The 26,824-nt window shown below is 65.5% G+C and carries 28 protein-coding genes; 15 read left to right on the forward strand and 13 right to left on the reverse strand.

The features are described 5' to 3' along the window. Positions 1-78 precede the first annotated feature (78 nt). Together NDI89_RS04375 and NDI89_RS04380 are read left to right on the forward strand one after the other, a co-directional pair. Positions 79-408: a DUF7577 domain-containing protein gene (locus tag NDI89_RS04375; RefSeq protein WP_277520292.1), complete on the forward strand. Its 330-nt coding sequence runs from the start codon at positions 79-81 to the stop codon at positions 406-408. Between the two features lie 209 nt (positions 409-617). Further along, positions 618-932: a HalOD1 output domain-containing protein gene (locus NDI89_RS04380; RefSeq protein WP_277520293.1), complete on the forward strand. Its 315-nt coding sequence runs from the start codon at positions 618-620 to the stop codon at positions 930-932. A 116-nt stretch (positions 933-1,048) separates the two neighbouring features. Here the strand turns inward: NDI89_RS04380 and NDI89_RS04385 are convergent, their stop codons facing one another. Next, positions 1,049-1,801: a hypothetical protein gene (locus NDI89_RS04385; RefSeq protein ID WP_277520294.1), complete on the reverse strand. Its 753-nt coding sequence runs from the start codon at positions 1,799-1,801 to the stop codon at positions 1,049-1,051. A 451-nt stretch (positions 1,802-2,252) separates the two neighbouring features. Here NDI89_RS04385 and thsB point away from each other — a divergent pair, with 451 nt between their 5' ends. Next, on the forward strand, positions 2,253-3,920 hold the full coding sequence (gene thsB / locus NDI89_RS04390; RefSeq protein ID WP_277520295.1) for a thermosome subunit beta: 1,668 nt from the start codon (positions 2,253-2,255) through the stop codon (positions 3,918-3,920). A gap of 316 nt (positions 3,921-4,236) precedes the next feature. Here the strand turns inward: thsB and lrp are convergent, their stop codons facing one another. Continuing rightward, positions 4,237-4,701 (reverse strand): HTH-type transcriptional regulator Lrp, encoded by a 465-nt coding sequence (gene lrp, locus NDI89_RS04395; RefSeq protein WP_226004394.1) that lies wholly within the window; start codon positions 4,699-4,701, stop codon positions 4,237-4,239. Between the two features lie 126 nt (positions 4,702-4,827). Between lrp and NDI89_RS04400 the strand changes: the two genes are divergently transcribed. Beyond that, a complete protein-coding gene (locus NDI89_RS04400) occupies positions 4,828-6,183 on the forward strand; it encodes a glutamine synthetase family protein (RefSeq protein WP_277520296.1) in 1,356 nt (451 codons plus the stop codon). A gap of 48 nt (positions 6,184-6,231) precedes the next feature. Here NDI89_RS04400 and NDI89_RS04405 read toward each other — a convergent pair whose 3' ends face one another. Next, entirely contained in the window at positions 6,232-6,876 is a 645-nt protein-coding gene (locus tag NDI89_RS04405; RefSeq protein WP_277520504.1) for a metallophosphoesterase family protein, read from the reverse strand. A gap of 153 nt (positions 6,877-7,029) precedes the next feature. Here NDI89_RS04405 and NDI89_RS04410 point away from each other — a divergent pair, with 153 nt between their 5' ends. Next, a complete protein-coding gene (locus NDI89_RS04410; RefSeq protein ID WP_277520297.1) occupies positions 7,030-7,299 on the forward strand; it encodes a hypothetical protein in 270 nt (89 codons plus the stop codon). A gap of 43 nt (positions 7,300-7,342) precedes the next feature. Here NDI89_RS04410 and NDI89_RS04415 read toward each other — a convergent pair whose 3' ends face one another. Next, positions 7,343-8,188, reverse strand: a complete 846-nt coding sequence (locus tag NDI89_RS04415) for a helix-hairpin-helix domain-containing protein (RefSeq protein WP_277520298.1) — start codon at positions 8,186-8,188, stop codon at positions 7,343-7,345. A 190-nt stretch (positions 8,189-8,378) separates the two neighbouring features. On the opposite strand from NDI89_RS04415, the gene NDI89_RS04420 reads away from it, so the two are divergent. Continuing rightward, entirely contained in the window at positions 8,379-8,897 is a 519-nt protein-coding gene (locus NDI89_RS04420; protein ID WP_277520299.1) for a gamma carbonic anhydrase family protein, read from the forward strand. An 11-nt stretch (positions 8,898-8,908) separates the two neighbouring features. Here NDI89_RS04420 and NDI89_RS04425 read toward each other — a convergent pair whose 3' ends face one another. Both NDI89_RS04425 and pdhA read right to left on the reverse strand, forming a co-directional pair. Further along, entirely contained in the window at positions 8,909-9,412 is a 504-nt protein-coding gene (locus tag NDI89_RS04425) for a hypothetical protein (protein WP_277520300.1), read from the reverse strand. A 77-nt stretch (positions 9,413-9,489) separates the two neighbouring features. Beyond that, a complete protein-coding gene (pdhA, locus tag NDI89_RS04430) occupies positions 9,490-10,617 on the reverse strand; it encodes a pyruvate dehydrogenase (acetyl-transferring) E1 component subunit alpha (RefSeq protein ID WP_277520301.1) in 1,128 nt (375 codons plus the stop codon). 179 nt (positions 10,618-10,796) lie between these two features. Here pdhA and NDI89_RS04435 point away from each other — a divergent pair, with 179 nt between their 5' ends. Next, a complete protein-coding gene (locus NDI89_RS04435) occupies positions 10,797-11,114 on the forward strand; it encodes a DUF7344 domain-containing protein (protein ID WP_277520302.1) in 318 nt (105 codons plus the stop codon). Positions 11,115-11,507: 393 nt separating this feature from the next. Then, positions 11,508-12,323 (forward strand): TrmB family transcriptional regulator, encoded by an 816-nt coding sequence (locus NDI89_RS04440; RefSeq protein ID WP_277520303.1) that lies wholly within the window; start codon positions 11,508-11,510, stop codon positions 12,321-12,323. A 65-nt stretch (positions 12,324-12,388) separates the two neighbouring features. Here the strand turns inward: NDI89_RS04440 and ygfZ are convergent, their stop codons facing one another. Then, a complete protein-coding gene (gene ygfZ / locus NDI89_RS04445; RefSeq protein WP_277520304.1) occupies positions 12,389-13,480 on the reverse strand; it encodes a CAF17-like 4Fe-4S cluster assembly/insertion protein YgfZ in 1,092 nt (363 codons plus the stop codon). A gap of 39 nt (positions 13,481-13,519) precedes the next feature. Beyond that, a complete protein-coding gene (locus NDI89_RS04450) occupies positions 13,520-13,816 on the reverse strand; it encodes a DUF6432 family protein (protein WP_226004404.1) in 297 nt (98 codons plus the stop codon). Between the two features lie 212 nt (positions 13,817-14,028). Between NDI89_RS04450 and NDI89_RS04455 the strand changes: the two genes are divergently transcribed. The 3 genes from NDI89_RS04455 (at position 14,029) to NDI89_RS04465 (ending at position 16,105) form a co-directional block, all read left to right on the forward strand. Beyond that, positions 14,029-15,066 (forward strand): DUF7093 family protein, encoded by a 1,038-nt coding sequence (locus NDI89_RS04455; RefSeq protein ID WP_277520305.1) that lies wholly within the window; start codon positions 14,029-14,031, stop codon positions 15,064-15,066. Between the two features lie 196 nt (positions 15,067-15,262). Continuing rightward, positions 15,263-15,646 carry a DUF5611 family protein gene (locus NDI89_RS04460; protein WP_277520306.1) on the forward strand — a complete coding sequence of 128 codons (384 nt, stop codon included), beginning with the start codon at positions 15,263-15,265 and terminating at the stop codon, positions 15,644-15,646. A 270-nt stretch (positions 15,647-15,916) separates the two neighbouring features. Next, complete coding sequence (locus tag NDI89_RS04465) at positions 15,917-16,105, forward strand: hypothetical protein (protein ID WP_277520307.1); 189 nt, start codon at positions 15,917-15,919, stop codon at positions 16,103-16,105. Between the two features lie 44 nt (positions 16,106-16,149). Here the strand turns inward: NDI89_RS04465 and NDI89_RS04470 are convergent, their stop codons facing one another. Beyond that, a complete protein-coding gene (locus NDI89_RS04470; RefSeq protein WP_277520308.1) occupies positions 16,150-17,682 on the reverse strand; it encodes a heme-binding protein in 1,533 nt (510 codons plus the stop codon). A gap of 178 nt (positions 17,683-17,860) precedes the next feature. Between NDI89_RS04470 and NDI89_RS04475 the strand changes: the two genes are divergently transcribed. Continuing rightward, the gene (locus NDI89_RS04475) at positions 17,861-18,385 is read left to right on the forward strand and encodes a PadR family transcriptional regulator (RefSeq protein ID WP_277520309.1); all 525 of its coding nucleotides are present in this window, start codon (positions 17,861-17,863) and stop codon (positions 18,383-18,385) included. A gap of 69 nt (positions 18,386-18,454) precedes the next feature. Here the strand turns inward: NDI89_RS04475 and NDI89_RS04480 are convergent, their stop codons facing one another. The 4 genes from NDI89_RS04480 to NDI89_RS04495 form a co-directional block, all read right to left on the reverse strand. After that, positions 18,455-20,296, reverse strand: a complete 1,842-nt coding sequence (locus tag NDI89_RS04480; protein ID WP_277520310.1) for a site-2 protease family protein — start codon at positions 20,294-20,296, stop codon at positions 18,455-18,457. Between the two features lie 62 nt (positions 20,297-20,358). Next, positions 20,359-22,065 (reverse strand): lysine--tRNA ligase, encoded by a 1,707-nt coding sequence (lysS, locus tag NDI89_RS04485; RefSeq protein ID WP_277520311.1) that lies wholly within the window; start codon positions 22,063-22,065, stop codon positions 20,359-20,361. Next, on the reverse strand, positions 22,062-22,787 hold the full coding sequence (pyrH, locus tag NDI89_RS04490; RefSeq protein ID WP_277520312.1) for a UMP kinase: 726 nt from the start codon (positions 22,785-22,787) through the stop codon (positions 22,062-22,064). Before pyrH ends, lysS begins: the two co-directional genes overlap by 4 nt. Positions 22,788-22,886: 99 nt before the next feature. Next, complete coding sequence (locus tag NDI89_RS04495; protein ID WP_277520313.1) at positions 22,887-23,969, reverse strand: CapA family protein; 1,083 nt, start codon at positions 23,967-23,969, stop codon at positions 22,887-22,889. Between the two features lie 168 nt (positions 23,970-24,137). On the opposite strand from NDI89_RS04495, the gene NDI89_RS04500 reads away from it, so the two are divergent. From NDI89_RS04500 to NDI89_RS04510, 3 genes are all read left to right on the forward strand, one after another. Next, positions 24,138-24,977, forward strand: a complete 840-nt coding sequence (locus NDI89_RS04500) for a molybdopterin synthase (protein ID WP_277520314.1) — start codon at positions 24,138-24,140, stop codon at positions 24,975-24,977. Between the two features lie 250 nt (positions 24,978-25,227). After that, positions 25,228-25,473: a DUF7123 family protein gene (locus NDI89_RS04505; RefSeq protein WP_277520505.1), complete on the forward strand. Its 246-nt coding sequence runs from the start codon at positions 25,228-25,230 to the stop codon at positions 25,471-25,473. Between the two features lie 188 nt (positions 25,474-25,661). Beyond that, positions 25,662-26,822 (forward strand): site-2 protease family protein, encoded by a 1,161-nt coding sequence (locus NDI89_RS04510; protein WP_277520315.1) that lies wholly within the window; start codon positions 25,662-25,664, stop codon positions 26,820-26,822. The last annotated feature ends 2 nt before the right edge of the window (positions 26,823-26,824 follow it).

Here is a 26,824-nt window from a genome sequence, read left to right on the forward strand (position 1 = left end):
ATAGTTCCGATCGGCCTGACTCTCTCCATCGTGGGAATCGGGGAATATCCAAGTGCCTCGAGAACGTATGACACGATGATGGAGCTCTGGGGCTGGCTCGTCGGCTACATCGCGCTGTTCGCCCTGCTCCACCTGTTACTGTACTACCTGTACGCTCGGCGCGACGACGGAGACGGCGACCGAACCCCGTCGTTCGCCGACCCGAATCGGGCGAGCATGCGGTCCTCGCCCGGTCCGGATCGCTACCCCCGCGGTGGCGACGACATCCGCGACACCGACCAGGCCGACATCGATCGCGAACTCGAGTTCGACGGGGAGACGGTCCGCTGTCCGCACTGCGGCGCGCGAAACGAGGCCGACCAGACGTTCACGTACTGCTGGAACTGTATCTCCGGGTTGCGGCAGTGACGAGTGTTCGGACGGATCGATAGCGGGCGGGATCGTTGCGGTCACGCGCGCCGAGCGTCACAGTGGGATGGGTACGTTCGTGATTCGTTTCATTCTCCTCGATATTCTTCTATCCTGAGCAGTATATCCACTCGATCTGAATAATACCGGCAGTAATCAACGATTACGCTTTTGGTCTTCAAATAGAGAGTGGGAAGGGACGACCAGCTATGACCGGATACGCACCCCCCGCTTCGCAGTCCCGCTCTCCACCCCTGTATCGGGCTACTCACGACCCCGAGGGGCCGGCGACGCTCAGTACGACCGTGATCCACGCGCTGGCCGACTGCATGGGCGTCGACGTGACCGACAGCCGCGTCTCGCTGTACGACACCGTCGATCCGGACGCTCTGAATTCGCTCTTCCGACCGCGACACGACGGCACGCCTCGAGCCGGCGGGACGCTCTCGTTCGTCGTCGGCGGTCACCACGTGACCGTCCGGGGCGACGGCGAGATCCTGATCGAACCGCCGACACACCGCTAGCGGAACGACTGACACTCTTCGTACGCCGATCGGACAACCGTCTGCGATCGGCTCCGCGCTACGTCTCCGTGAGCGCGATCGCTGCCGGCCGATCAGTCGTCGAGACTCTCCCCCCGTTACGTCGAGAGTTCCGCCTCGAGGCGGTCGATGTGATCGACGCCCACCACCGCGACGACGTCGCCTGGGTCCGACCGAACCGCCTCGAGCCGCTCGACCATGCAGTGCTCGCGCGTGTCGTCTCTGTAGGCTAACGCGGAGCCGTCCGTATCGACGCTCCCGAGCAGTGCCTGAACGCCGGCGACGTGGGACCGCTCGTGTGCGGCCTGTCGCTCCGGCGAATCCTCCGGATCGCAGTCGTACTCGACCCGGTCGCCGGGAACGACGGTCATCGAGGTCGCGTGGGTCAGCGTCGCGGCGACCCGACAGGCGAGCGCTTCGCGGGTCGCCCCGCCGACGCTCGCGATGACGCGTCTGGCCGTCGCGGGCGAGGCGCGGTCCGCGACCAACCGCGTCACGAGCCGCCGGAGGAAGGACAGGTTCGGCGCGTCGATACCGACGTGGTCGGCCTCGGGTGCGGCGCGGATCGCCGCGCTCATCTCGCCGCCGAAGCGCGGCGACGTCGCGTCGTCCGCGTCTCGCTTTCGGGCGTACACGCGATACAGCGGGAGCGCGACGGCCGGTAACTCGAGCGCGAGCGTCGCCGGCTCGACCGCGTCGAGGACGCGCTCGACGCGCGCGATGCTCGCGGGATGGTCGTGGACGACGCCGACGAGCACGAGATCGCCGGCCGGTGCGGAGAGCCGCCGACAGAACTGCGGCGTAATACGGGGGTCGTCGAACGATTCGGCGAGGGACGGGGACTCGTCCATTGCTCGAGTGGTAATACGTGACTACCGGCATAACCCTTCTGTTGTCTTCACTCGGAACCGAGTCAGGGCTCGTGACTGTCGACCGGATTCGCGATGAGGATCGTTTCGCGTGGACAAATCGATCGTTTCCGAGTTGACTACGGTCGGCGGATTCGGTCGTCGTGTCCCGTCTCGCTCGTCCCTCCCGAGCGGAATCGCCGCGTATCGGACCGACCGTGCCCGCCGGGTTCGGTCGTCACCGAGGTACCTGTTCCCATCCCACATCAATATAAAAGCACCGTATCGCCAACCGACTGGGAACGAGTGACGATCGAATTCGGTCGACGCAGTCCGTCACGATCACTGCGCAGTATGGCGTTTTCCGTCTCTTTCTCTGGCGTCACACCGCGCTCGTGATCGGAAGCGATTGGGAAACGTTTATGTAGAATCACAATCAATCAATCGACCGACTATGAGTCAGCGAATGCAGCAGGGGCAGCCGATGATCGTAATGAGCGAGGACTCCCAGCGCGTCAAGGACAAGGACGCGCAGGATTACAACATCAGCGCCGCCCGTGCGGTCGCTGAAGCCGTCCAGTCGACGCTCGGTCCGAAGGGCATGGACAAGATGCTCGTCGACTCCATGGGATCGGTGACGATCACCAACGACGGCGTCACCATCCTCAAGGAGATGGACATCGACAACCCGACGGCCGAGATGATCATCGAAGTCGCCGAAACCCAGGAGGACGAAGCGGGCGACGGCACCACGACGGCCGTCGCGATCGCCGGCGAACTCCTCAAGAACGCCGAGGACCTCCTCGAGCAGGACATCCACCCGACGGCGATCATCAAGGGCTTCCACCTCGCCAGCGAGCAGGCCCGCGAGGAGATCGACGACATCGCGACCGACATCGACACGAGCGACGAGGAACTCCTCCGGAAGACCGCCGAGACCTCGATGACCGGCAAGGGCACCGAGGTCAACAAGGAGCACCTCGCACAGCTGATCGTCGAGGCCATCCGGCAGGTCACCGTCGAGGACGAGAACGGCGACAACGTCGTCGACCTCGAGTTCCTCAACATCGAGACCCAGACCGGCCGCAGCGCCGGCGAGTCCGAGCTCCTCGAGGGCGGCATCATCGACAAGGACCCCGTCCACGACAACATGCCCCGCTCGGCGGAGGACGCCAACATCCTGCTGCTCAACGAGGCCATCGAGGTCGAGGAGGCCGACGTCGACACCGAGGTCTCCGTCACCGACCCCGACCAGCTCCAGCAGTTCCTCGACCGCGAGGAGAAACAGCTCCGCGAGAAGGTCGATCGCATCGCCGACCTCGGCGCTGACGTCGTCTTCTGCCAGAAGGGCATCGACGACCTCGCACAGCACTACCTCGCGAAAGAGGGTATCCTCGCCGTGCGCCGCGCCAAGAAGTCCGACCTCGAGTTCCTGCAGGAGGTCGTCGGCGCGTCGATCGTCTCCGACCTCGAGAACGCGACCGAAGCGGATCTCGGCTTCGGCGACGTCACCCGCGACGAGGCCGACGAACTGTTCTACGTCGAGGGCGAGGACGCCCACGGCGTCACTCTCCTGCTCCGCGGCTCGACCGACCACGTCGTCGACGAACTCGAGCGCGGCGTCAACGACGCGCTCGACGTCGTCGCACAGACCGTCTCCGACGGCCGCGTCCTCGCGGGCGGCGGTGCGATCGAAGTCGAGCTCGCCTCGCGCCTGCGCGACTTCGCCGACTCCGTCTCCGGTCGCGAGCAGCTCGCCGTCGAGGCCTTCGCCGACTCGCTCGAGCTCGTCCCGCGCGTCCTCGCCGGAAACGCGGGACTGGACTCGATCGACACGCTGGTCGATCTGCGCGCCGCTCACGACGACGGCCAGATCACCGCCGGCCTGAACGTCTTCTCGGGCGACGTCGAGGACACGTTCGAGGCCGGCGTTGTCGAGCCGGCTCACGCCAAGGAGCAGGCTATCACGTCCGCCGCCGAAGCGGCCAACCTCGTCCTCAAAATCGACGACATCATCTCCGCCGGCGACCTGTCGACCGACAAGGGCGACGACGAAGGCGGCCCCGGCGGTGCCCCCGGCGGCATGGGCGGCATGGGCGGCGGCATGGGCGGCATGATGTGAGACTAAATTTTGCTCTGCGGGCCAGCGCAGCTGGCCCTCGGCAAAATTTAGTATAAAAGCACTCCTCGCTCCCGACGGTCGCTCGTCGGCCCGAGCGCGGCTCCGCCGCGCTCGGTGAACGGCGTCGCTCGGGTTCTTCGAACCACTCGCTCGCCGATACGAACCCCGTGAGGCGATTCGGTGAGCGCCAACTACTCTGCTTATCTTTACAGAAACGACGGGCCACCATTTCTGCTCGTCACCGCGCGTGGTCGCGACGGAAAATCCGGTGATATCACTACTCGAGGGGGAGTATCGTCCGAAACGGAGAATCTGTTTACGCGTTCTCGTCGACCTCGAGTTCGAACTGTTCGTTCTCGCTGACGGCGTTGAGGACGACGCTCGTGTTCGAGGCCTTGATATCGGGGTCGGTCAGCAGCTGTTTGATCTGCTCGTTCATGCCGTCGGTGTCTTCGAACTTGCCGATGGCGATCACGTCGTAGTCGCCGGTGACCTCGTAGACGCTGGTCATCTGGCGGTGGTCGCGCAGCGTGTCGGTGACGTCGGGGAGGGCGTTCCCCTCGACCTGAAGCTGAATGACCGCGGTCACGTCGTAGCCGACCGCATCGTAATCGACTTTCGGCGTGTAGCCGTCGATCACGCCCTGTTCCTCGAGATCCGAGAGGTGATTCGAGACGGTCGTCACGGAGACGTCGAGGTCCTCGGCGAGGCTGCGGAGGCTCGCTCGTCCGTCGCCGAGAAGTGCATTCACTAGTTTTGCGTCGAGATTTTCGTACGTCATCACATATACCCACTCACTGATCGCTTTAGAAGTTTACGAATATACAGTTTGGTCGCGGAGAGCGAAGATTTGCTCGGAACAGCAGTGTTTTAGTAGGCTGGTTCCGAGAATACGACGACGAGAAAGATGACAAGCGGCAACCTTACTGACACCGAACGGGCGGTATTGGACGAGATCGAGGAGAAGGACGTCGACTTCCTCCGACTGCAGTTTACGGACATTCTGGGAACGGTCAAGAACGTCTCCGTGCCGGCTCGACAGGCCGAGAAGGCCTTCGCCGAAGGGATCTACTTCGACGGGTCTTCTATCGAGGGCTTCGTGCGCATTCAGGAGTCGGACATGCGGCTCAAGCCCGATCCCGACACCTTCGCGATTCTCCCGTGGCGCCAGAAGGAGGAGAGCGTGTCCGCCCGCATGATCTGTGACGTCTACGATACCTCGACGGGCGAGCCCTTCGAAGGCGATCCGCGCCGCGTTCTCAAGAACGCGCTGGACCGCGCCCACGAGATGGGCTATACGGTCAACGCCGCGCCCGAACCGGAGTTCTTCCTCTTCGAGGAGGACGAGGACGGCCGCGCGACGACGAAGACCAACGACGCCGGCGGCTACTTCGACCTCGCGCCGAAAGACCTCGCCAGCGACGTCCGCCGCGACATCATCTACGGCCTCGAGAGCATGGGCTTCGAGGTCGAGGCGAGCCACCACGAGGTCGCACAGGGCCAACACGAGATCAACTTCGAGTACGACGACGCCCTGACGACGGCCGACAACGTCGGCACCTTCCGGACCGTCGTTCGCGCGATCGCCGCCCAGCACGATCTCCACGCGACGTTCATGCCCAAGCCGATCCCGCGCATCAACGGCTCGGGGATGCACACGCACCTCTCGCTGTTCACCGAGGACGGCGAGAACGCGTTCCACGACGAGGACGACGAGTTCAACCTGAGCGAGGAGGCCCACGCCTTCACCGCGGGGATCCTCGAGCACGCGCCGGCGATCACGGCGATCGCGAACCCGACGGTCAACAGCTACAAGCGGCTGGTGCCCGGCTACGAAGCGCCTGTGTACGTCGCCTGGTCCGACCGCAACCGCTCGGCGCTGATCCGCAAGCCGGCGGCCCGCGTTCCGGCCGCCTCGCGCGTCGAACTGCGCTCGCCGGATCCATCGTGTAACCCCTACCTCGCGCTCGCCGTCATGATCCACGCGGGTCTCGACGGCATCGAAAATGACCTCGACTGTCCGGACCCGGTCCGGGAGAACATCTACGACTTCGACGAGGCGAAGCGCGAGGAGTACGGCATCGACACGCTGCCGTCGAACCTCGGCGAGGCCGTCGACGCCCTCGAGGAGGACGAGGCGATCTACGACGCGCTCGGCGACCACGTCAGCGCCAAGTTCGTCGAGGCCAAGCGCCAGGAATACAAGGACTACCTCGTCGACGTCTCCGACTGGGAACTCGACCGCTACCTCGAGACGTTCTGAGGAGACCCGCCGTCGACGAGAGCAGTTCGGTCGTTTTCTTCCGTTCGTTCAGTCGGTTTCCGACAGGTCGTGCTCGTGACTCTCGAGTTCGAGCGTTGCCGGCTCGAGCGTGTAGTATCGCTCCCAGGCGGGCGCGAGACTGACGACCCTCGTCCCCGCGATCTCGGCCTCGCGGTGGCGATGATGGTGACCCACCAGACAGAGGTCGGGCGAGATCGCCTCGAGCAGGTCGTCGACGTGCTCGCAGCCGGGGTCGTACCCGTAAGAGAGCAGGCCGTTCGGTGCCTCGTGCGTGAGGAAGACGTCGATATCCTCGAGCTCAGCCGCCCGCTCGACGTCGTCGCGCGTGAAGTGACGGCGACGCTCCCCCGTGAGCTCGGCCCGCGACCGGTCGTACCTCGTCGGGGCGAAGTTCCCGGAGAGGCCGGCCACGCGGAGCCCGTCGACCGCGGCCGCCGTGCTCGCGAGGAGGTGGACGTTGTTCGTTTCGTCGAGATCTCTCCCCGACCGCAGCGCGTCGATGACGTCGAAGTCCTCGTTGTTCCCCGCGATGAACCACGTCGGCGCCGGCAGGTCGTAGTGCTCGAGGTCGCCGAGCTGGAGCACCCGATCGGGCTCGAGGGTCCGGTAGAGCTCGAGGAGAATCTCGCATCGATCGGGATCGGACGCGTGGGCATCGCCGAGGACGAGCATGCGATCACGGAGGGGTTCGACTCGCATAGTAGTCTCGCCGAGGGCTGGCGGCTCGCCGGGCATCTGCAGCGAGACGGGGCCGCCGTCCCGACCGAAATCGTCCGGGCACATTCAAGGATGGTATTTAGACGGACTGACGGCCGAGAACCAGACATGGCTGATACGCCCGATATCAACAAAGTAGAGACGGAAGACGACTACACCCACGTCCGGTTTCGCGATCCCGACCGGTACGACGAGATCCGAACGCCCGACTGGGCGGAGCAGCCGGCGGAGTCGGTGTCCGAGGGCAGCGAAGTCCGTACCGGCAAGGTCGAAGGGGAAGACGACTGGGAGGTCACGAGCGTCCTGATCGACGAGCACGTCGACGAGGATAAAGCGAAAGAACAGGCCCGCGAGATCGTCGACAAGATCGAGTCCTGAGCTGTCGTCGTGAACGGACGATCGCGACGCTCGGTGAACCGGTTTAGGCTTCGGCCTGCTCGATCCACTCTTCGGCCTGGCTCTCCGAGATGTCGGCGGCTTCGGCGACGTTCTCGGCCCCGGCGCGCGTGAGGTCCTGGATCGTCGTGATGCCGGCCTCCGAGAGCTGTTCGCGGACGTCAGCGTCGATTCCCTCGACGGCCTCGAGCGTGTGCTCCGCATCGGTCTCGATCTTCGTGTGTGGTTCGTCGGTCCCCTGCACCGGAATCTCTCGAGTGACCGCTTCGGCCTGCTCCTCGAGTTGCTGCTGGAACTGCTCGATCTGCTCGGCCTGTCGTTCGAGCAGGGTCTCGACGTCACCGGTCTGGTCCTCGAGCCGGTCTTCGAGCTGATCCTGCAGCTCCTGGGTCCGCTCGAGTTGCTCGCGGAGCTGTCCGGAGAACTCGTCGACGTTCTGGACGGCCTGATCCTCGACGGATCGCGTCATCTCGAGGAGCTGGTCGGTCTGCTCGTCGAGCGCGTCGACGAACTCCTCGGAGAGCTCGTTGGCGGACTCGACGTCCCGCTCCACTTCGCGCTCGAGCGCGTCGTAGAACTCCGTGTGGGTCGACTGCAGCTGATCGAAGGTCTCGTCGATGGTTCGGTGGGCCTCGGGAGCGTCGTCGCTGGGCAGCATCGCTGCCGTCGCGCTGACGTAGCCGTGCGTTGCCGCCTGGGCGAGCGCGAGCTGCTGGCGCTGGAGCGACGCCTGCCCTTTGAGGCCGGTGAGCGCCATCGTATCGACGTTTCGCTGGGTGGCCATCCCGTGCTTGAACAGCTGCTGGCTCTGTTTGACCGCGGTTCGCTGTGCGTCGAACATCGCTCGAATGGGGGATTCTGACTGACTCATGTTCGGCTAGTCGTCCGGCTCGACACGGTATAATGTGTGGGCTTGCATACCTTCAGATGGTATTTAATGGCAATATTCGGGCTAGAGGGCGCGTAGTCGGCTCCGATTCCGTTCGGGAGCATCCCCTCGAGGGTGACTGTCACGAGTATCGTGATTCAGTATTATGAACGGGTTCGTGGTCCGTCCACGCATGGTCGACAGCAGAACCTACGAGTTCGAGGGGGAGCGACCGACGATCGACGAGACGGCGCGGGTGAGCCGAGAGGCGACCCTCGTCGGCGACGTCGATATTCGGGCGGACGCCAGCGTCTGGCCGGGCGTCGTCCTCCGCGGCGACATCGGTCCCGTCCGAATCGGTCGGGAGACGCACGTCGGGGACAACGCGACGATTCACGCCTCGGAACTCGCGAACGAGGTGATGATCGGACACGGGGCCGTTCTCAACGAAACGACCGTCGAGGAGCGAGCGCTGGTCGGATTCAACACGACGGTCAACACCGACGTGACGATCGGGAGCGGAAGCATCGTCGCCGCGGGGACCGTCGTCCCCGACGCGTACTCGATCCCGCCCGAATCGTTCGTCCGCGGCGTTCCCGCGGAAATCACGCCGCTCGAGGAGACGGGAATCGACGCGGCGGCAATCCACGACGCGTTCGCGTCGGGCGAGTACACGAACCTGGCACAGCGCCACGACGAACTGTTCGAGTGAGTCGGGAGCAGTTACGACCGTGTCGTCGCCGAGCCGATCTCGAATATTTCCCGGTAGAGACTCTCGGCGACGCGATCGATGTTCGCCGACGCCTCGCTGGCGGCCATCGTATCGCCGACGCCCTGCCACTCGACCGAGAGTCGGGCGATCGGCACCAGTGCAATGCCCCCGATCACGATCTCGCCGTCGGGGGTGTGGACGCGCCACTCCGTCCGCATCCCGTTCGACGAGCGGGTGACGCCGTCGATCTCGCCGCCGGCGTCGACCCACCGCTCGACGAGGCCGTCAGTGAGTCGTCGGAGTTTCCGCTCCCCGAGCAGGTGGCCGGCGACGCCGCCGCCCGCGAGCAGCGCGAACGCGGCGGCTGCCATCGGGAGTCCACCGTAAGAGACGTTTATCGACGCCGCGAGGCCGGCCGTCACGACGACCAGCCCGAGCACCCGCGCGTCGATCGCGCTCGGTACCGTGCCGTTCCAGGTCGCCGACCCGCTCCGGGACGGCTGCTCGAGTTGCATATCGACTGCACCTCGAGACGGTGCCCGGATAGCGCTTCGCCTGTCCCGCTGCTGCCTTTATACGCGCTCCGGCCGCGTTACTCGTCTTCGAGCAACGCGTCGTCGCCGTGTCGCTCCCGGAGATCGGCGAGGGAGTCGCGTTGCTCCTCGAGTCGCTCGGTCGGTTCGGCGTAGACGTACTCGAACATCTCGCTGGGGTCTCCCTCGACCGCCTCGGCCCTGTCGACCAGCGTCGCGAGCGTGTCATCGATCTCGGTGTCGATCGTGTCGATCCAGTCGTCGTCCAGCGCACCCTTCTCCCGGAGGTACGCCTCGAACCGGTCGATGGGGTCCCGCTCGCGCCACTCCTCGACCTCGTCGTCGTCCCGGTAGACGCTGGGGTCGTCCGCGGTCGTGTGTGCGCCGTAGCGGTACTGAACCGCCTCGATCAGGGTCGGCCGCGGTCCGTCGTCCGCCGCCTCGAGCGCCTTCTCCCGGGCGGCCGCGGTGACGACGTAGGTCGCGAGCGGGTCCATCCCGTCGACCTGCACGCCCTCGAAGCCGTAGGCGTCGGCCTTCTGGGCGATCGTCGCGCTCGCCGTTTGCCGCTCGCGCGGGATCGAGATGGCCCACTGGTTGTTGTTACAGAAGAAGATGTTCGGGGTATCGAACACGCCCGCGAAGTTCATCGCCTCGTGGAAGTCGCCTTCGGAGGTCGAGCCGTCACCGAAGTGGACGACCCCGACGCGGTCGTCGTCGTTCAGTTTCGCCGCCCACGCCCAGCCCACCGAGTGCGGAATGTGACTGGCGATCGAGATGTTCAGCGGAAAGACCTCGATGTCGGTCAGCGCGGCGTTGCCGTCCTCGTGGCCCATCCAGTACAGCAGGTACTCCCACGGGAGCCCCCGTGCGACCAGCGCCCCGTGCTCCCGGTACTGAAAGGAGAGCATGTCGTCGTCCGCGAGCGCGTACGTCGACCCGATCTGTGACCCCTCCTGCCCCGCCAACGACGAATACGTCCCCATGCGACCCTGCCGCTGGAGGCTGATCATCCGCTCGTCGAACTGCCGAGCGAACCGCATATCCCGGTACATCGACCGCAGCGTCTCCGTCTCGAGGGCCGGCTCGAGTTCGGGAGCGACGACCGTCCCGTCGGCGTCGAGTATCCGAATCCGATCGTCCGGCGCTCGATCGAGCAGTCCCCGCTCGAGGACGTCTCCTGACATGGATTGTTCCTTGGTTTCCCCCTATATAACAGTAGCTCCGAATGTGCGTCGATCGACACTCGACGAGGGGAATGCGAACCCGGGTCGATCGACCGCGGTTATTCACTCAGTTAATCAAAACACAACGTCAGAGTGAAAATGCCCCGTATTGATTGATATCGGGACGGACATACTATGGTATGTCACAACCAAACAATGATCTATTCGACGCGTTAGCGAACGAACACCGTCGACGGATACTGTTCGATCTCGTAGACGAGAGCAGGCGCGGCGAGTCGCCGGTCGCTATCGACGTGTCTCCGGGTGCGGGTGCCAGCCGGGCCGCGGCCGGCATCGAACTCGTTCACGTCCACCTCCCGAAATTAGACGATTACGGCCTCATCGACTGGACCCCGGGCACGGACACCGTGGAAACGGGACCTCGCTTCTCGGACGTCCGCCCGATCCTGGAGCAGCTGTCCGATCACCAGGCGGTGGTGACGTTCGGATCGGACTAAGCGACCCGCCCGTCGAGTACGTCACGCGGGTATCTCACTTCGTGTCCAACGACCGCTCTCCCCGGTTTTCCGACGGCGTCAACGACCTCGCGCAATCGTCGATCGACTTCGAACGCCTCGGAGGAACTGCGATCACGGAACACGCGATCGGTATCGCGGTCGCTATCGGACGAGTAGAATCGGCGAGTCCCGCGTGGTTGGGCCTAACAGGACTCGCCACTCCTCTCTATTGACCGTGCCGCCAAGTAGCTTGTGTGATAATCCGAGTGAAAGCCGTATTTATCGAGGGAGTCGCCGGGAAATATAACGGGAGGCGCCGAATTTCGACACGAATGCTTTTGCACCCGCGCGCTCTACACCGCATGTTCGGACTACCGAATTCGTGGTTGGGCCATGACAGCAAACGACACATCACAAGAAGCGGTTAGCCTGTTGCAGGACCTCGGGCTCCAGGAGTACGAAGCTCGCTGTTTTATAGCGTTGAACAAACTTCCCAGCGGGACGGCAAAGGAGATCCATGAGATCTCCGAGGTCCCGCGGACGAGAGTGTACGATGCGATTCGGGTCCTCGAGTCACAGGGGTTGGTCGAGGTACAGCACACGAGTCCGCAGGTGTACCGCGCCGTCGGCATCGACGAGGCGACGCAGACCCTGCGACAGAAGTACGAGGATCGGATCACGACCCTCGAGACGCATCTCGAGAACACGGAAGTACAGGACGTCGAGGAGGACGATCAGGTACAGGAGGTCTGGTCGCTGACCGGCCACGAGGCGATCGAGTCGCGAACGATCGACCTCATCAGGGAGGCGGAGTCCGAGATCGCGTTGCTCGTCGTCGACGAGGACATTCTCTCCGAGACGCTCCTCGACAGCTTGCGGACGGCGGCACGGAACGACATCTCGGTCGTCCTGGGCGGACAGACGGAAACGATCATCGACACGCTCGATACCGAGACCTCGACGACCCGGGTGTTCGAAACCGGTCTCGGCTGGCTCACCGGCTCCGAGAGCGACAACGAAGTCGCGATCAGTCGCATACTGCTCGTCGACCGCGAGACGCTCCTGATCGGGTCGTTCTACCCGAATACGCCCGGGAGTCAGACGAAAGAGCAAGCCGTCTTCGCCCGCGGCCTCGAGAACGGAATCGTCGTCCTGCTCCGCCGACTGGTGACGGCGGGACTACCCCAGATCAAGGATCCGGGGCAGTGACTCCGACGCCTCGGTCACGGCGTCGTCGACGCGAGTACTGAGCGAGCCGTCGCGGCGCGACCGAGCTACCGATACTGTGGCAGCCGATCCGACCGATCCGAGCCGTCGACGAACGGCAGGTCGGTCAGGGTCGCACCGACTTCGTCGCCGCCGACTCGAACCGTCAGTTCGTCGCTCTCGAGCCCGTAGTCGACGATCGCGAGCGCGATGACGTCCCCGAGCATCGGGCTCTCGCCCGCGCGGGTCACCTCCCCGACCGACGCGTCGCCGTCGAAGACGGCCGCGCCGGAGTCGGGGACGGCCTCGCCCGAAAGGGTCAATCCGACGAGCCGTCGGCTCGGCTGGCCGCGGTTTTCCACGCGCGAGACGACTTCCTGACCGACGTAGCACCCTTTCTCGAAGTCCAGGGCCGTGCGCAGTCCGAGCACGTTCGGCAGCGTCCCCTCGAGTTCGGTGTGAAAGAGCGGCGATCCGGCCTCGAGCGCGAGGCTCTCGAAGGTCCGGTAGCCGAAGGGAGCGGCGTTGAGCCCCTGATTGAGCAGCGTGTCGTGGACGGCCGCGGCGTCGGCGGCGGCACAGATCACCTCGTAACTCTCCTCGCCGGTGAGCGCGTCGGTCCGGATGACGGAGACGCCCTCGTCGCCCATCGTCCCGCGGACGAACGAATAGCGCTCGTCGGGCGAGCCGGCACCGTTGAGCACGCTCGCGATCTTTTCGGTGGCGTGTGGCCCGTGAATCCCGAAGACCGCGTAGTCGTCCGTCGCGACCCGGATATCGACGTCCTGAATGAACACCTTCTCGGACCACTCATCGGCGAGGGGCTCGGCGCTTTCGGGCTGGGTAAAGAGCAGGAGCCGCTCGCCCGCGTTGTAAACGTAGAGTTCCACTTCGATTCCGCCCTGTGGATCGAGGACGAGGGCGTAACATCCCTGTCCGTCCTCCGCGGGGACGCGGTTCGATACCACGTTATCGACGTACTCGACGCGGTCGTCGCCCTCCACGACGATCACGCCGTAGGCGAACTCGAGCAACCCGACGCCGTTGCGGACGGCCCGATGCGTTCGCTCCGGCCGTCCGTAGTGTTCGACGATCCGCCGGTCGGCGCGCTCGCCGAACGTGGCCCCGTGATCCTCGTGGATGGACTCGATGACGCTCATGCCTACTCCCTGGGGCCTGACCCTCTCAGGCGTTTCGATTCAAAAAGGGATCCGCTCGCGGATCCACTCGCCGAACGACTGGTCCTCGTCCTCGTCGGTCGGCTCGTCGGGCACCACGCGCTCGGCGGGCTTGATCACCGTCTCCGATCCCGATTCGACGACGATCAGGTCGTCCTCCTTGAGCGTCGACAGCGCCGTCTCGAGTTCGTCGATATCGACCTCGACGGCCGCCCGGAGCTCGAAGACGGTCATTCCGTCGTCGGCGCGATCGACCAGCGCGTCGAGTACCGCTACCTCCGTCCCCTCCCGGTTCCGGTACTCCCGCTTTGCTCTCATCTGTATGTCCATTCGACCACCCGGGATTTGACGTTTGCCGTTCCGCGGACCGTCCACGGCCACCCCGGACTCGAGAACGAGTCCGACCACGGTTCGGCGAGCCGAACACCGATCGGCGCATCGTCATCGAACCGCCCGGTTCGCGAGAGTGTAACGCGACTGAGGCGAACAGGCAGCACGTTTTTTATGCACTGGGTCGGTACGGTCGCACAATGGTCCTGCGATGTTCGCTGCTCGGACACGACTTCGGCGAGGCCGAGGTCGAACGCGAGCGCGAAGAACGGGGCAGTGAAGTCGTCGTTACCGTCCAGGAGTACGAAGAGTGTGCCCGCTGTGGCGAGAAACACGTCATCAGCGAGAACACCGAGGTCACCAGCCTCTCCGCCGGAACGGACGCCGACTCGATCCCCGACGAGCCCGATACCGAACCGCCCGAACCACCGCTCGAGTCCGACGCGCCCGACGGCGATCCCGACGGGGACACCGAATTCATCGATGCCGACGACGCCGTCGCCGAGACGCCCGACGGCGACGACGCCGAACTCATCGACGCGGACGACACCGAGTCGACGGGGCCCGAGACCGAACCGTCCGCAATCCCGGACCCGGACTCGACGACCGCCGCTGCCCCGGAAACCGAGGCTGACGGCGATGCGGGCGGGATCGACCTCCCGAGCGACCAGGCCGCCGACCCCGTCACCGACGACGGCGAAATCCTCGAGGACGACGAGGACTCACCCGACCGGGATCGCGATCACGGCGAGTGGCCCGACTCCGACGACGTCGGCCCGCCGGTCGGCAGCGAGTCCGAGCCGACCACCTGGCCGGACGACGCGGCCGACGCCGAGCCGGACGCCGGCACCGGCGGTCCCGATCCGGCGGAGATCGACGACGACGCCGTCCTGCTCGAGGACGACGAGACGACGAGCGGCACCGAGACCGGAACTCCCGGCGGTACGGAAGCGACGACCGGGGCCGCAACGGACGCGCGGTCAGTGACCGCGGATCCCCCGCGCGACGCCGAGTCAGACCCCGCGACCGACGCCGACTCGGGAACCGGTATCGAGCGCGCCGCGTCCGCACCGACACCCGCCGAGAGCAGCGGCGGACCGGCCGACGACGTCCCGACCGAGTTCTACTGCCCGCGGTGTGAGTACGTCGCCCCCGGGAATCGGAGTTCGCTTCGCAGCGGCGATATCTGCCCCGACTGCCGGAAGGGCTATCTCAGCGAGCGCGAACGTCGACAGTAACGCAGCGGACTGAAGTCAGCGATGATTCGTGGCGGGTGCGTTCGGATCCACCGCCCGTCGACGCCCTCTCGCTTTTCGATCCGACCCCCGAGCGAAAACGGACCGGATCGGCGGTCTCCCCCGCCCGAGGACCCATCAGACACCCGAAACGTCGGCTATGAAAAGAGGTAAACACTCCGCCGTGTTTCTTCGAGCCATGAAGGAGTACAAGATGCGTCGCGGTGAATATCTCGAGGAGCGAATTCCGGACATGGAGGCCACCGTCGAGGACTACTTCGGCCCGATTACGGAGACCGAGGAGTACAAGGGCAACGACCTCCACGTGATCGGCGAGCCCGACAACCCGGTCTTCGAGAAAGTCGTCGTCGGCACCGTCGAATACTCCGGCAAGAAGGACAAGCTCGGCGTCGAGTTCTACGAACGCGACCCCACCGAGCTCGGTCCCGACGAACTCGAGGCCGCGGGCGAGGCCGTCGACGCGAAGAACGACTTCCTGCTCGAGGCGACCGGTCGCGACGCCAAGTCCCGTCGCGAATCGATGAAGCGGACGGTCGAAGACGATCCGGATCACGACTTCTAACGAAATTTTGCTCTGCGGGCCGCCTTCGGCGGCCCTCGGCAAAATTTCGATCAAAAGCACTCCTCCCTCCGTTCCAGGCGCTCGAGAGCGCCTTCCACATCGGTCGTCGGCCCGCTCGCTCGGCCTTCGGCCTCGCTCGCGGTCGTCTCTGGTAACCGCCTGCCCTTCCCCGAGTCGAACGGCTCTCGCGTTGCTCGAGCCGTCCTCCCGGCCACGACGTTTTCGGTCGGCTTCGTAACGGCTTTGCTCGAGGCGTCGAACATCGCGACAATGGACGCACAGTCGTTTCTCGCCGCGACGCTCGTCGCTCATATCGGGTTCGCGATCTTCGTCACTATTCACGCGCACATGACTGGTCGGGACGCCGACAAGTGGCCGTTCGTGACGCTGGCGTTCGGACTGGCCGGGATCGCCGCCTACTTCTTCTACGACGAGACGACCGACTCCGGTCGGCTCTGAAGTCGGGTATCGCCTCGAGCCGACAGGAAAAGGCCGGCGCGTTCTCAGGCGAGGAAGACGTGTCGCGGTCGGTCCGCGAGGACGTCGCGGCCGAACTCGACGGTCTCCGAGAAGGCGTCGCTCCGGAAGAACGCCATGGCGTCCTCGCGGGAGTCCCACCGGCTGGCGATGAACATGTCGTTCTCGTCCTCGCGGTTCTCCAGCAGGTCGGTCTTGCGGTGGCCGTCCATGTCCGCGAGGACGCCGGCGACATCGCCGAACGTGTCGACGAAGTCGGTCCGATGCTCGGGTTCGACGGTGTAGAACATCCCCATCGTCCCCCACGAATCGTCCTCGTCGTCGCCCGCCTGCCGGACGATCTCGGGGAGGTCGGCGAGGAATCCGGCCGCCGTACTCGCCGCGCGTTCGGTATCCCAGAGGCTGACGACGGCGGTTTCCGCGTCGTCGCCGCCGTCGCGTACTTCGTAGACCGCCGTCTTCACGTGCGTGTCGTAGTGATCGAAGTTCCCTCGCAGACCGTCGACCTCCTCGAACAGCTCGTCGGGGTCGGCCGCGGAGTAGAGCACGACCGCGTGGACGTCCTCGCCGTGGGGCTGGCCCGCGTAGACGCCGATGTCCTCGAGCTCGCTGCGGAGGTCCTCGTCATCGCTGCCGTGTCCGTGGTCGGCCCCGTCGTCGCCGCGGTCGCTCGAGTCCGCGTCGTCGCCGTGGTGATGGCCGTCGGAACCGCCGTGATGGCCTTCGGAGTCGGTCCCGTGTGGATGTCCGTGCTCCCCGTGAGCGCCTCCCTCCCGTGGAACCGCCTCGCCGGCGAGGAAGGCCCCGAGCTGTTCGGACGGGAACCGGCGCGCCGAGAGAAACCGGCCGAACTCGGCGAAGCGGGAACTCGAGGGGTCGAAGCGCATCTCGTAGAGGAGTTCCTTCACGTCGGTCGGGTCGTCGGCGAACAGGGTGACGCCCCACTCGAAGTCGTCGAGACCGATGCTGCCGGAGATGATCTGCGTGACCCGCCCGGCGTACCCCTTGCCGATCTCGCCGTGGGACGACAGGTGCTCCGCGCGCTCGTCGAAGGGCATATCGTACCAGTTGTCCTCCGGCCCGCGGCGCTTGTCCATCGGATAGAAACTCAGGAACTCGCTGTCGGGAATTTCGGGTTTCAGACGGGATTCGATGTAGCGCTCCATGCCGCTGTCTTCGACCTCGCTGTCCTCGTCGAAGTACTCCTCCGACATGTACCCCGAGACCTCCGTCACCGAGAGGTAGGAATCCGATCGTTCGGTGAACTCGGCGAGTGCGGTGTGCTCGAACCGCCGCTCGAGCGTGTCGATATCCGCGAGCGTCGGTCGGAGGTGGAGGACGAGCAGGTCGGCCTTGTGGCCCAGCACGGAGAAGACGGCCGAATCGCCCGCCTCGGCGTCCGCGACGGCCTCGCAGGAGGTCAGATAGTCGATACCCTCGTCGATCGCCCGCGAGCGGCGTCGCTCGGGTGCGCCTCGCCAGGCGTCCCAGTCGATCGACCTGAAATCGTGCAGGACGTACCAGCCCTCGTCGGTCTGTGGCGGTCGCCGTCGTTCCATGGGCGCGGGTTGGAGCGGGATCGCTAAGAAGGGCCGGGTTTCGGTCGGCTCCCGGTCGCGCCCGCTGGCGTCGACTCGTCTCCGGGAACCCGTCGGATCCGTCGTCTCCGGCCATCAGAACGTCGATTTCTACCGTGACCGAAACGCTTTACATCCGTCCGTTTAACCCACCACTCGTATGCGAAAGAGCGGGCCGCCGAAAGGGCTGATCGCCTACCTCGTACTCGAGCTCCTCGAGGAGAAGCCCCGCTACGGCTACGAGATCCTCAAGGAGATCCGCGAGATCAGCGGCGGTCACTGGGAACCCTCCTACGGCTCCGTCTACCCCATCCTCTACAAGTTCGAGGAGAAAGGCTGGACCGAACGCATCGAACGCGAAGACGAGCCCGACCGGAAGTACTTCGAGCTCACCGACGACGGCCGCGCGGAACTCGAGGAGCGCCGCGAGAGCGGGTCGGAGAAGGCCCGCGACTTCGCCGACGTGATCCTCGGCTTCTGCCACGTCTACGCGGCCTTCTCGACGGACGATCGGTTCGAGATCCCCGAGATCGAGGGCGAGTGGCGCTTCGACGAGGAGTTCAGCCGCTGGGTCGTCGAACAGGTCGTCCGCCACTACGAGCACTACTTCGAGACCGAGTTCGAACGCATCGAGGAGACGCCCGAGGAGTTCTACGACCGCCACGGGATCGAGACGGACGAGTAGTCGGAGAGGGTGACGGGCCGTCTCGAAAAGATGGCGCCTGGCTCGTCGCACACGGTCGGCCGATTCCGATCAGCCCGCGAACAGTTCCGGGCCGAACAGCAACATGAGGAAGCTCACGAGCATCGTCACGCCGATCGCCGTCGTCACCACGCGGACCATTCCGCGGGTCGCGTCGATCGGTAACCGGGAGACGATCGCCTCGGTACTCGTCCGGAGAATGTGCCCGCCGTCGAGCGGGAACGCCGGGATGCAGTTGAAAAAGCCGAGCTGGATGTTGATCCAGCCGGTCCAGAACAGCAGGTTCGCCAGCAGGAAGACGGTCCCGTCGCCGAACGCACCGAGCGCCCCCTGTGCCTCGTAGAAGTTCTGGATCCCGCCGGTGAAGCCGGCGAAGTTGAACGGCATCGCGCCGCTGACCCCGAGGACCGGCAGCATGATCGCGATCCCGATCTTTCCGAGGAAGGTGTCGGTAATGGGACCGAACCGGGTCTCGCCCTCGCCGCCGAGCAGTCCCAGATACTCGCCTGTGGGATAGAGCTGGACGCCGATATCGTTCATCGCGACGCCGGACGTTCCCGGCTGCCCCTGAATTCCGAGGAACCCGCTATCGGCTCGCGGATGTTCGTCGAGCGTCACGGTGTAAGTCTCGCGTTCGTCGCCGAAGTACCCCGCCACCTCGACCTGCTGGTCGGGCTCGCTATCCTCGAGGATGGGCGCGAGGTCTCCGTAGTTGTGAATGCGCTCGCCGTCGAAGCGGGTGATGACGAAGGTCTCGTCGGTCGGCCCGGTTTCGCGCTCGAGCGGCCCGTCGGCGGCGACCGAGACGGCTGCGCCGATCGCTACCTCGCGTTCGACGCGCTCGTCACCGCTCGCGGGGTCGATCGTCAGCGTCACTCGCTCGTCGTCACCGACGGCGTCCATGAACCCCCGTTCCGTCGCGATCGTCCGGCCGTCGACCGCACGGATCTCGTCACCGGCGGTGAGTCCCGTCGGGCCGTCGTTCATCGCCGCGGTCACGAGCAGCGATCGATCGACGGGTACCGTTTCCTCGCCGTTGAGTTCGACCGTCACTTCCTCGCCGTCAGCGGCCTCGAGCCGATCGGCGAGGTCGTCGTTCCCCTCGACTGCGGTACCGTCGATCGCCGTGATGCGGTCGTTCGGTTCGATGCCGGCGTCGGCGGCGGGCGAATCGGGAGCGACGCCGCCGACGGCCGCGCCGGGTGCGACGCCGATGGCCCCGACGACCGGCCCGAACAGGAGGGCGAAGGCCAGCAGCGTGATCGCGAAGTTGTTCGTGACGCCGGCGGCGAACATCCGCGTCTGGCCGCCCCGGGAGGCCGACTTGCTGCTCTCCTGATCGGGTTCGACGAACGCGCCGACCGGAAGGACGGCGAGCATCGCGATCCCCATCGAGTCGATGTCGATGTCCTCGACGCGACAGAGCAGGCCGTGCCCGCCCTCGTGGACGACGAGCCCGACGAGGAGTCCGAAGACGATGCCGGGCGTGGCGGCGAGCGGGAGGAAGTCGTTGACGCCGGGGATGACGAGGACGTTTCGCGGCTGTCGAACCGCGGACGACGTCATCTGTGGCGTCGAGAGTGCGGTCATCGCCGCCTGAATGAGAAACGCGAACATCCCCACCATCACGACCAGCGCGATGCCGACGCCGAGGTTCGACCACGCCCGCCAGAACCGCTTCGGACGAGCGAGGCGATCGAGCAGCACTCGTCCGCGTTTGGTGTGGAACGTGAGGATCGGCCCCTGCGTACCGATGTAGTCGGGGAGATAGCCGGCGTTCCGGACGGCGATTATCGCGACCCAGTAGAGGAGGAGACCGACCAGAACCCACGTCACGAGTTCCGAGCCGAATATTTCGGGCGGTGAGACGAACGCGAACGAACCGTGATCCATTGCTACTACCTCCGGGTGGCGTTCTCAAATGGCTTTTGTCTGTCCGGCCGTCGATCGAGGGGTTAGCGTTCGCGGCGAAGCCGCCCGACGACGAACTCTCGATCGACCTTCGCGAGGAAGGGACCGAGCTTCGGGCCCTGCTCCTCGTCGAAGAAGAGCCGGTAGCCCGCCGCGAAGAAGTCACCGACGTCGACGTCGTGGCGCCTCGCGGCTTCGTAGATCTCGCCCTGAATCTCCTCGGGGTCGTGGCCCTCCTCGATGAAATCCGCCAGGTCCGCGAGCGCGGCCTCGGTGTCCGCATCGAAGTCGTGCTCCGGGATCGCAGTCCGCTTGAGTTCGTAATCGAATTCGTTGCCCGTCCGGCGCGCCCAGTTCCGGGCCTGCTCGACCCGCTCGAGGGCACCCTCGACGGCCCACTCGGGGGCGTCCTCGGGAATGTGTCCCTCGCGGCGGGCGATCTCCTCGCGCAGGGCGGGATCGTCGGTCATCCCGAGCACCGCGGCGAAGGTGTATGGGAGTCGGATGCGCTCTTCCCGCGGCTCTTCGACCACGAAGGGGTAGACGCGGTCGGCGAAGGCCTGCTCGTCCTCGCCGGCCTCGATCTCGCCGAAGTACGTCGCCTCGAGCCGGTCGAACTCGTCGACCAGCTGGTCCAGTCGCTCGATGCTGAAGTCCCGGGCCTTCGCGGGGTCCTTCGCGAAGAAGTAGCGCAAGACCTCGGGCTCGAGCAGTTCGAGGACGTCCGAGACGAGGATGACGTTCCCCTCCGAGGAGGAAAACGGCTCCCCGTCGAGGGTGAACCACTCGTAGACCATCGGGACCGGCGGCTCGATCTCGAGGACGTTGCGGGCGACGTCCTGCCCGCTCGGCCAGGAGCCCTCGGCGTGGTCCTTGCCGAAGGGTTCGAAGTCGACGCCCAGCAGTTGCCACTGGGCGGGCCACTCGAAGCGCCAGGGAAGTTTGCCCTCGCGCAGCGTCGCGGTGCCCTCGTGACCGCAGCCGTCGACGGTCTGATCGCCGGCGTCCATGTCGGTACAGCGGTAGTCGACGGTCGGCGTCTCGCCGTCCAGATCAATGCTCGTCACGGTCTCCGTGATCTTCCCGCACTCCTCGCAGATCGGGTTGAACGGGACGTAGTCCTCGTCGACTTTGTCCTGATACGTCGAGAGGACCTCGCGTGCGCGGTCTCGGTGCTCGAGGACGAACCGGATCACGTCCTCGAACTCGCCGGACTCGTACAGGTCGGTGTTCGAGACCATGTCGATCGGGACGTCGACCGCGTCCGCGCTGTCCTGAATGATCGTCGCGAAGTGGTCGCCGTAGGAGTCACAGCAGCCGAAGGGGTCCGGAATGTCCGTGTATGGTGCACCCAGGTTCCGGCCGAGTGCGCCGGCATCGACCTCGCCGAGGTCGACGAGGTTCCCCTCGAGGTCACAGAGGGTCCGCGGGAGCTTCCGGAGCGGGTCGCGGTCGTCGGCAGTGAAGACCTGCCGGACCTCGTACCCGCGGTCGCGCAGCACCTCGGCGACGAAGTAGCCGCGCATGATTTCGTTGACGTTCCCGAGGTGGGGAACGCCCGACGGCGAGATGCCGCCCTTGATGACGATCGGTTCGTCCGGGTTTCGTTCTTCTACCCGATCAGCAACTGTATCGGCCCAGAACGCGTGGCGCGTTTCGCTCGCTTCCTCGCGCTGAAGGGTGTAGGGGCTGATCGCGTCCGACTCGGGGGCGTCTGCCGTCTCCTCGGTGGCGTCGCCGTCGGAACTCATTCTTCGTCACTCGCCCAGTAGGTCGGTTCCGCGCCGGCACCCTCGGGGACGATGTCCGTCCCCTCGTGGTCGCCGAATCGGACCGCACGCGCGATCCGCTCCGGGTCGGTGCCGTCGAGCACGATCGTTCGCATCCCCGAGCGCTCGATGATCTTCGCCGCGAGCAGGTCGACGGGTGCCGAGGCACCGGCGTTCATCTCGAGACCGGCGATTGCGTCGACCAGATCCGCGGCGGAGAGGTGGTCGTACTTGGTCGCGTCGTCGTCCTCGTTGGGATCGGCGCTGTAGACGCCGGGAACGCTGGTGGCGTAGACGAGCAGGTCCGCGTCGATGTACTCCGCGAGCGCGGCCCCGACGGCGTCGGTGGTCTGGGCCGGCGCGACGCCGCCCATGACACAGATGTCGTCCCGGCGGAGCGCCTCGCTGGCCTCCTCGTAATCGAGCGCGGGTGCGGTCACGGACTCCTCGCTCAGCGCGGCGATGAGCAGGCGAGCGTTGAGTCGCGTGACGTCGATCCCGAGCTGATCGAGTTCGATTTCGTTCGCCCCGAGGTCTCGAGCGGCCGAGATGTACTCGCGGGCGACGCCGCCGCCCCCGACGACGGCACCGATCCGACAGCCCTCCGAGATGAGGTCTTCGATGACGCCAGCGTGCTCGGCCACCCGATCCGCGCCCGGCTCGGGGACGAGGACGCTCCCGCCGATAGAGACGACCACTTTCATACTACCCCGGTGTAGCGGAGTTGCTATCTTAAGGGTTGTCAACTGCCCGGAGGGCGTGGTGACACACCCCTCGAGACGGGCCACCGAATCCGTCTCAGCTCACTGCTCGAGAGGGAGGACGAGCGCGTCGCCGTCCCGATCGAACTCGGTGCCGAACGGTTCGGACAGCTCGCGCATTCGCTCGCGGGACCACGCGGCCGCGTCCGGGCTCGCCTCGGACACCGTACAGGCGTCGATCTCGGTCGGATGCAATCGGAGTTCGGGCGGTCGGCCCTCGGACGTCACGGCGAGGACGAACAGGAAGCTCCGGTCGTTCCGTAGTTCCGGATCGACCCGGTAGTCGTCGACGAAGTCGCCCGCGTCGTAGACGATCGGACTCCCCTCGTGGACCTCGATCCCCTGAAAGACGTGAGCGCTGTGGCCGTGGACGACGTCGACGCCCTCCTCGACCAGCCAGCGGCCGAACGCCCGAAACGACTCGGGGGGCTCCGTGACCATGTTCGGCCCCCAGTGCAGCGAAGCGACCAGCAGGTCCGGGTTCGTCTCGCGTGCGCGCTCGAGCGCGTCCCTCACGCGCCGTCTCGTCTCGGAGTCGTCGACGTCGTCGGACCGCGTCCGACTGCGCGAGTCGCGTCGCGACTCGTCGATTTCGATCCGAGCCGTTCCCGGCGACGCCTCGTCGGCGGCGTACTCCGGCGTGTTGTCGGTGAACGAGACGACCGCCACGTCGAGTCCGTCGTCACCGTCCGCGTGCTGTTCCGCGCCGTCCGTACCGGAGCCGTCGATCGTCAGAACCGCCGGTTCGAGCGCCTCGTCGATCGTTTCACCGGCACCCGCGTGGGCGATTCCGGCTTCCGCGAGCGCGTCGATCGTGTCCCGTAGCGCTACCTCCTCGTAGTCGAGGACGTGGTTGTTCGCCAGTGAACAGATATCGACGCCGGCCGCCTCGAGCGCCGGGATCGCCCAGTCCGGGTCGGCCCGAAAATGAAACGGCCGGTGGGTCCGCTGCCACTCTCGCCCGCGCGTCGAGAGCACGCACTCGAGGTTGATCACCAGTCCGTCGAGACCCCGTAACCGCTCGCGAACGGTCCCCCAGACGGCGTCGGCCGGCCGACTTCGCTGGCGGTCGTCGACGAGTCGTCCGAGCATCACGTCGCCCGTGAAGCCGATTCGAACGGACATATCGAACGTGCACCGTGCACGGTCAAAATCCCGGGCCACCGGCCCCGGGTGGGACTGAAAGCGTGCGGTACTGAGTGGAACTGAACGGAGCGCGCTGAGCGGTCGCGACCGCTCAGCGCGGGGCTTTCGGGCGACAGCTACAAAGTCCGACCCGACCATACGTCGACTATGCACGTACTCGGTGTTCGGGAAGAGGGGGCCGACGGCGACGCGCTCGAGTCCGTCGTCGATCGGGTCGTCGATCGGCTCGCCGAGCGGGGGCGCGTCGGCGTCGTCAGGTACGACGCGACGATCGCGGACGGGACGCACGCGCGCGAGTCGACGACGCTCGGCGGCGACGTCACGTACGACCTCGGCGTGGACGGCGACTGGACCGCTTCGGGAACGGGGATGTCCGTCGGTGACGCGCTCGATAGTCTGGCGACCGACTGCGAGTACGCGGTCGTCGTGGGCGTTCCGACGCTTCAGTACCCCTCGATCGCCGTGGGCTCGGCCGCTGCGACCGAGCACGACGGCGACGAGACGATCATCGCCGCCGTCCGCGGACCTGCCGATCTCGAACTCGACGACCTCGTGACGGCCCTCGAGTCGACCGAACCCCACGAGAGCCTCGAGTCGCTGGTCGCTCGCGTCAAACGATCGCCGCGAGCCGATCGGGCGGGCGCGATCGCGACGTTTACCGGGCGAGTCCGTGCCAAAGACAGCGCGGACGACGAACGCACCCAGTACCTCGAGTTCGAGAAGTACGAGGGCGTCGCCGACGAGCGGATGACGGCACTGGAAACCGATCTCGAGGCGCGAGACGGGGTCTTCGACGTCGAGCTCTACCATCGAACGGGGATCGTCGAGGACGGCGAGGACATCGTCTTCGTCGTCGTGCTCGCGGGCCACCGAGAAGAGGCGTTTCGGACCGTCGAAGACGGAATCAACCGGCTGAAAGACGAAGTTCCGCTGTTCAAAAAGGAGGTAACGATCGAGGACGAATTCTGGGTCCACGAGCGGTCCTGATCGTTCCGTTCGTTCAACGGCCCCGCTGAAATAGCGGACCGGTCCGGAAAGATGAGATTGTATTCGAGATCAATATTGAAACGGAGATAATACGTTAGCAGCTGTTTTAAAACATCTCGAGTCCTCTGAATACGCTGTTAATTATTTTATAATCGAGAGTAAAACGTCTATTACCAGCCGGATTGCTGAAGACAATCGAAATGCGGCCAACCATCCTCCGTTTATAACAGATATCCCCAACAAGGGGTAGCTGTCGATGAGCACGACAGCCCAAACCTCCACGGAAAGCAAGGAACTCCGCCTGAAACGCTACCTGCGCGAACGTGCCGAAGACGGCGAGCTGTACTTCAAAGGGAAGTTCATCGCCGACGACGTCGGCATGTCCCCCAAAGAGATCGGCGCGCTGATGGCCAAGCTCTCGGACTCGGTCAGCGACCTCGAGATCGAGAAGTGGTCGTACACGAGCGCGACCACGTGGCGCGTCGCCCCCGCCTGACCCCCCTGCGAGTACGAACGCGAGCCGCCCCGACGAGCATCCCCGCTTCCGCTCCCGTGCCGCGCGGTACGAACGCCGGCACGATCCACTCTGAGACGTCCCAGCGCTGACGCCCCCGTCCGTCCCGAGAAACGGTCGGCCCTGCCGACGACAGTCGTTTTATACCGTGCGATCGTGAATCACTGGTGATGGACGATGTCGATCGGTCCGGGTTCGGCGCACCGAGACGCGGCGGACGCTCGCTCGAGGACGGGCCGCCGATCGATCGTATCGAGTCGGTGTTCGCGGTCTACGAGGTTCACCGGGAAGACGACCGGCTGGTGTACTACGGTGATCCGTTGACGAATCCGGAGGGAGTGATGCAGGAACTCTGGCCCGAGTTCCGAACCCGCGGGTACGACGCGACCCTCGAGCGGCGACACGGCGAGTACGTCCTCGTCGCCGAGCCGACGGCCGTCGGCGTCGACGGGATCCCGTGGACGAACCTCGTACTCTTGGTCGCGACGGTGTGTTCGACGCTCTTCGCCGGCGCGATGTGGTACCAGATCGACCCGTTCACTGACCCGACGGCGATCTGGCGGGCCTGGCCGTTCACCGTCGCGATCCTCGGCGTGCTCGGCGTCCACGAGATGGGCCACTACGTGATGAGTCGATACCACCAGGTCGACGCCTCGCTCCCCTACTTCATCCCGGTCCCGACGCTCATCGGGACGATGGGCGCGGTCATCAAGATGAAAGGCCGGATGCCCGACCGCAAGGCGCTGTTCGATATCGGCGTCGCCGGACCGCTGGCCGGCCTCGTCGCGACCGTCGTCGTGACCGTGATCGGGCTCCACCTCCCGCCCGTAACCGTCTCACAGGCGGTAGTCCAGGATCCGAACGCCATACGGATCGAACTGGGCTATCCCCCGCTACTCGAGTTGCTCGCGGCCGGGTTCGATCGGCCGCTGTACCGGGACGATCCCGCGACGAGCGTGAATCCGGTCGTCGTCGGCGCGTGGGTCGGCATGTTCGTCACCTTCCTCAACCTGATTCCGGTCGGCCAACTCGACGGCGGCCACATCCTCCGGGCGATGGTCGGTGACTTCCAGGAGACGATCGCGGCGCTCGTGCCGGGCGCGCTGTTTGCCCTCGCCGGCTACCTCTACTATTTCCAGGAGTACAACCTGAACACGGTCGGCGTCTGGGTCATCTGGGGGTTTCTGACGACGCTGTTCGCGTCGATGGGGCCCGCAACGCCGGTCCGAGACGACCGACTGGATCTCGGGCGGTCCGTTCTGGGAGTCGTCACCTTCGGCCTGGGATTGCTCTGTTTCATGCCGATTCCGGTCGTGGTCACCGGACCGTAGTC

The sequence above is a fragment of the Natrinema salsiterrestre genome (assembly GCF_029502005.1).
Lineage (GTDB): Archaea > Halobacteriota > Halobacteria > Halobacteriales > Natrialbaceae > Natrinema > Natrinema salsiterrestre.

Excerpts from the sequence above, each read along its gene's own strand:
- NDI89_RS04375 (WP_277520292.1), top strand. The coding sequence starts at position 79 with ATGGAGCTCTGGGGCTGGCTCGTCGGCTACATCGCGCTGTTCGCCCTG.
- NDI89_RS04380 (WP_277520293.1), top strand. The coding sequence starts at position 618 with ATGACCGGATACGCACCCCCCGCTTCGCAGTCCCGCTCTCCACCCCTG.
- NDI89_RS04385 (WP_277520294.1), bottom strand. The coding sequence starts at position 1,801 with ATGGACGAGTCCCCGTCCCTCGCCGAATCGTTCGACGACCCCCGTATT.
- thsB (WP_277520295.1), top strand. The coding sequence starts at position 2,253 with ATGAGTCAGCGAATGCAGCAGGGGCAGCCGATGATCGTAATGAGCGAG.
- lrp (WP_226004394.1), bottom strand. The coding sequence starts at position 4,701 with ATGACGTACGAAAATCTCGACGCAAAACTAGTGAATGCACTTCTCGGC.
- NDI89_RS04400 (WP_277520296.1), top strand. The coding sequence starts at position 4,828 with ATGACAAGCGGCAACCTTACTGACACCGAACGGGCGGTATTGGACGAG.
- NDI89_RS04405 (WP_277520504.1), bottom strand. The coding sequence starts at position 6,876 with ATGCTCGTCCTCGGCGATGCCCACGCGTCCGATCCCGATCGATGCGAG.
- NDI89_RS04410 (WP_277520297.1), top strand. The coding sequence starts at position 7,030 with ATGGCTGATACGCCCGATATCAACAAAGTAGAGACGGAAGACGACTAC.
- NDI89_RS04415 (WP_277520298.1), bottom strand. The coding sequence starts at position 8,188 with ATGAGTCAGTCAGAATCCCCCATTCGAGCGATGTTCGACGCACAGCGA.
- NDI89_RS04420 (WP_277520299.1), top strand. The coding sequence starts at position 8,379 with ATGGTCGACAGCAGAACCTACGAGTTCGAGGGGGAGCGACCGACGATC.
- NDI89_RS04425 (WP_277520300.1), bottom strand. The coding sequence starts at position 9,412 with ATGCAACTCGAGCAGCCGTCCCGGAGCGGGTCGGCGACCTGGAACGGC.
- pdhA (WP_277520301.1), bottom strand. The coding sequence starts at position 10,617 with ATGTCAGGAGACGTCCTCGAGCGGGGACTGCTCGATCGAGCGCCGGAC.
- NDI89_RS04435 (WP_277520302.1), top strand. The coding sequence starts at position 10,797 with ATGTCACAACCAAACAATGATCTATTCGACGCGTTAGCGAACGAACAC.
- NDI89_RS04440 (WP_277520303.1), top strand. The coding sequence starts at position 11,508 with ATGACAGCAAACGACACATCACAAGAAGCGGTTAGCCTGTTGCAGGAC.
- ygfZ (WP_277520304.1), bottom strand. The coding sequence starts at position 13,480 with ATGAGCGTCATCGAGTCCATCCACGAGGATCACGGGGCCACGTTCGGC.
- NDI89_RS04450 (WP_226004404.1), bottom strand. The coding sequence starts at position 13,816 with ATGAGAGCAAAGCGGGAGTACCGGAACCGGGAGGGGACGGAGGTAGCG.
- NDI89_RS04455 (WP_277520305.1), top strand. The coding sequence starts at position 14,029 with ATGGTCCTGCGATGTTCGCTGCTCGGACACGACTTCGGCGAGGCCGAG.
- NDI89_RS04460 (WP_277520306.1), top strand. The coding sequence starts at position 15,263 with ATGAAGGAGTACAAGATGCGTCGCGGTGAATATCTCGAGGAGCGAATT.
- NDI89_RS04465 (WP_277520307.1), top strand. The coding sequence starts at position 15,917 with ATGGACGCACAGTCGTTTCTCGCCGCGACGCTCGTCGCTCATATCGGG.
- NDI89_RS04470 (WP_277520308.1), bottom strand. The coding sequence starts at position 17,682 with ATGGAACGACGGCGACCGCCACAGACCGACGAGGGCTGGTACGTCCTG.
- NDI89_RS04475 (WP_277520309.1), top strand. The coding sequence starts at position 17,861 with ATGCGAAAGAGCGGGCCGCCGAAAGGGCTGATCGCCTACCTCGTACTC.
- NDI89_RS04480 (WP_277520310.1), bottom strand. The coding sequence starts at position 20,296 with ATGGATCACGGTTCGTTCGCGTTCGTCTCACCGCCCGAAATATTCGGC.
- lysS (WP_277520311.1), bottom strand. The coding sequence starts at position 22,065 with ATGAGTTCCGACGGCGACGCCACCGAGGAGACGGCAGACGCCCCCGAG.
- pyrH (WP_277520312.1), bottom strand. The coding sequence starts at position 22,787 with ATGAAAGTGGTCGTCTCTATCGGCGGGAGCGTCCTCGTCCCCGAGCCG.
- NDI89_RS04495 (WP_277520313.1), bottom strand. The coding sequence starts at position 23,969 with ATGTCCGTTCGAATCGGCTTCACGGGCGACGTGATGCTCGGACGACTC.
- NDI89_RS04500 (WP_277520314.1), top strand. The coding sequence starts at position 24,138 with ATGCACGTACTCGGTGTTCGGGAAGAGGGGGCCGACGGCGACGCGCTC.
- NDI89_RS04510 (WP_277520315.1), top strand. The coding sequence starts at position 25,662 with ATGGACGATGTCGATCGGTCCGGGTTCGGCGCACCGAGACGCGGCGGA.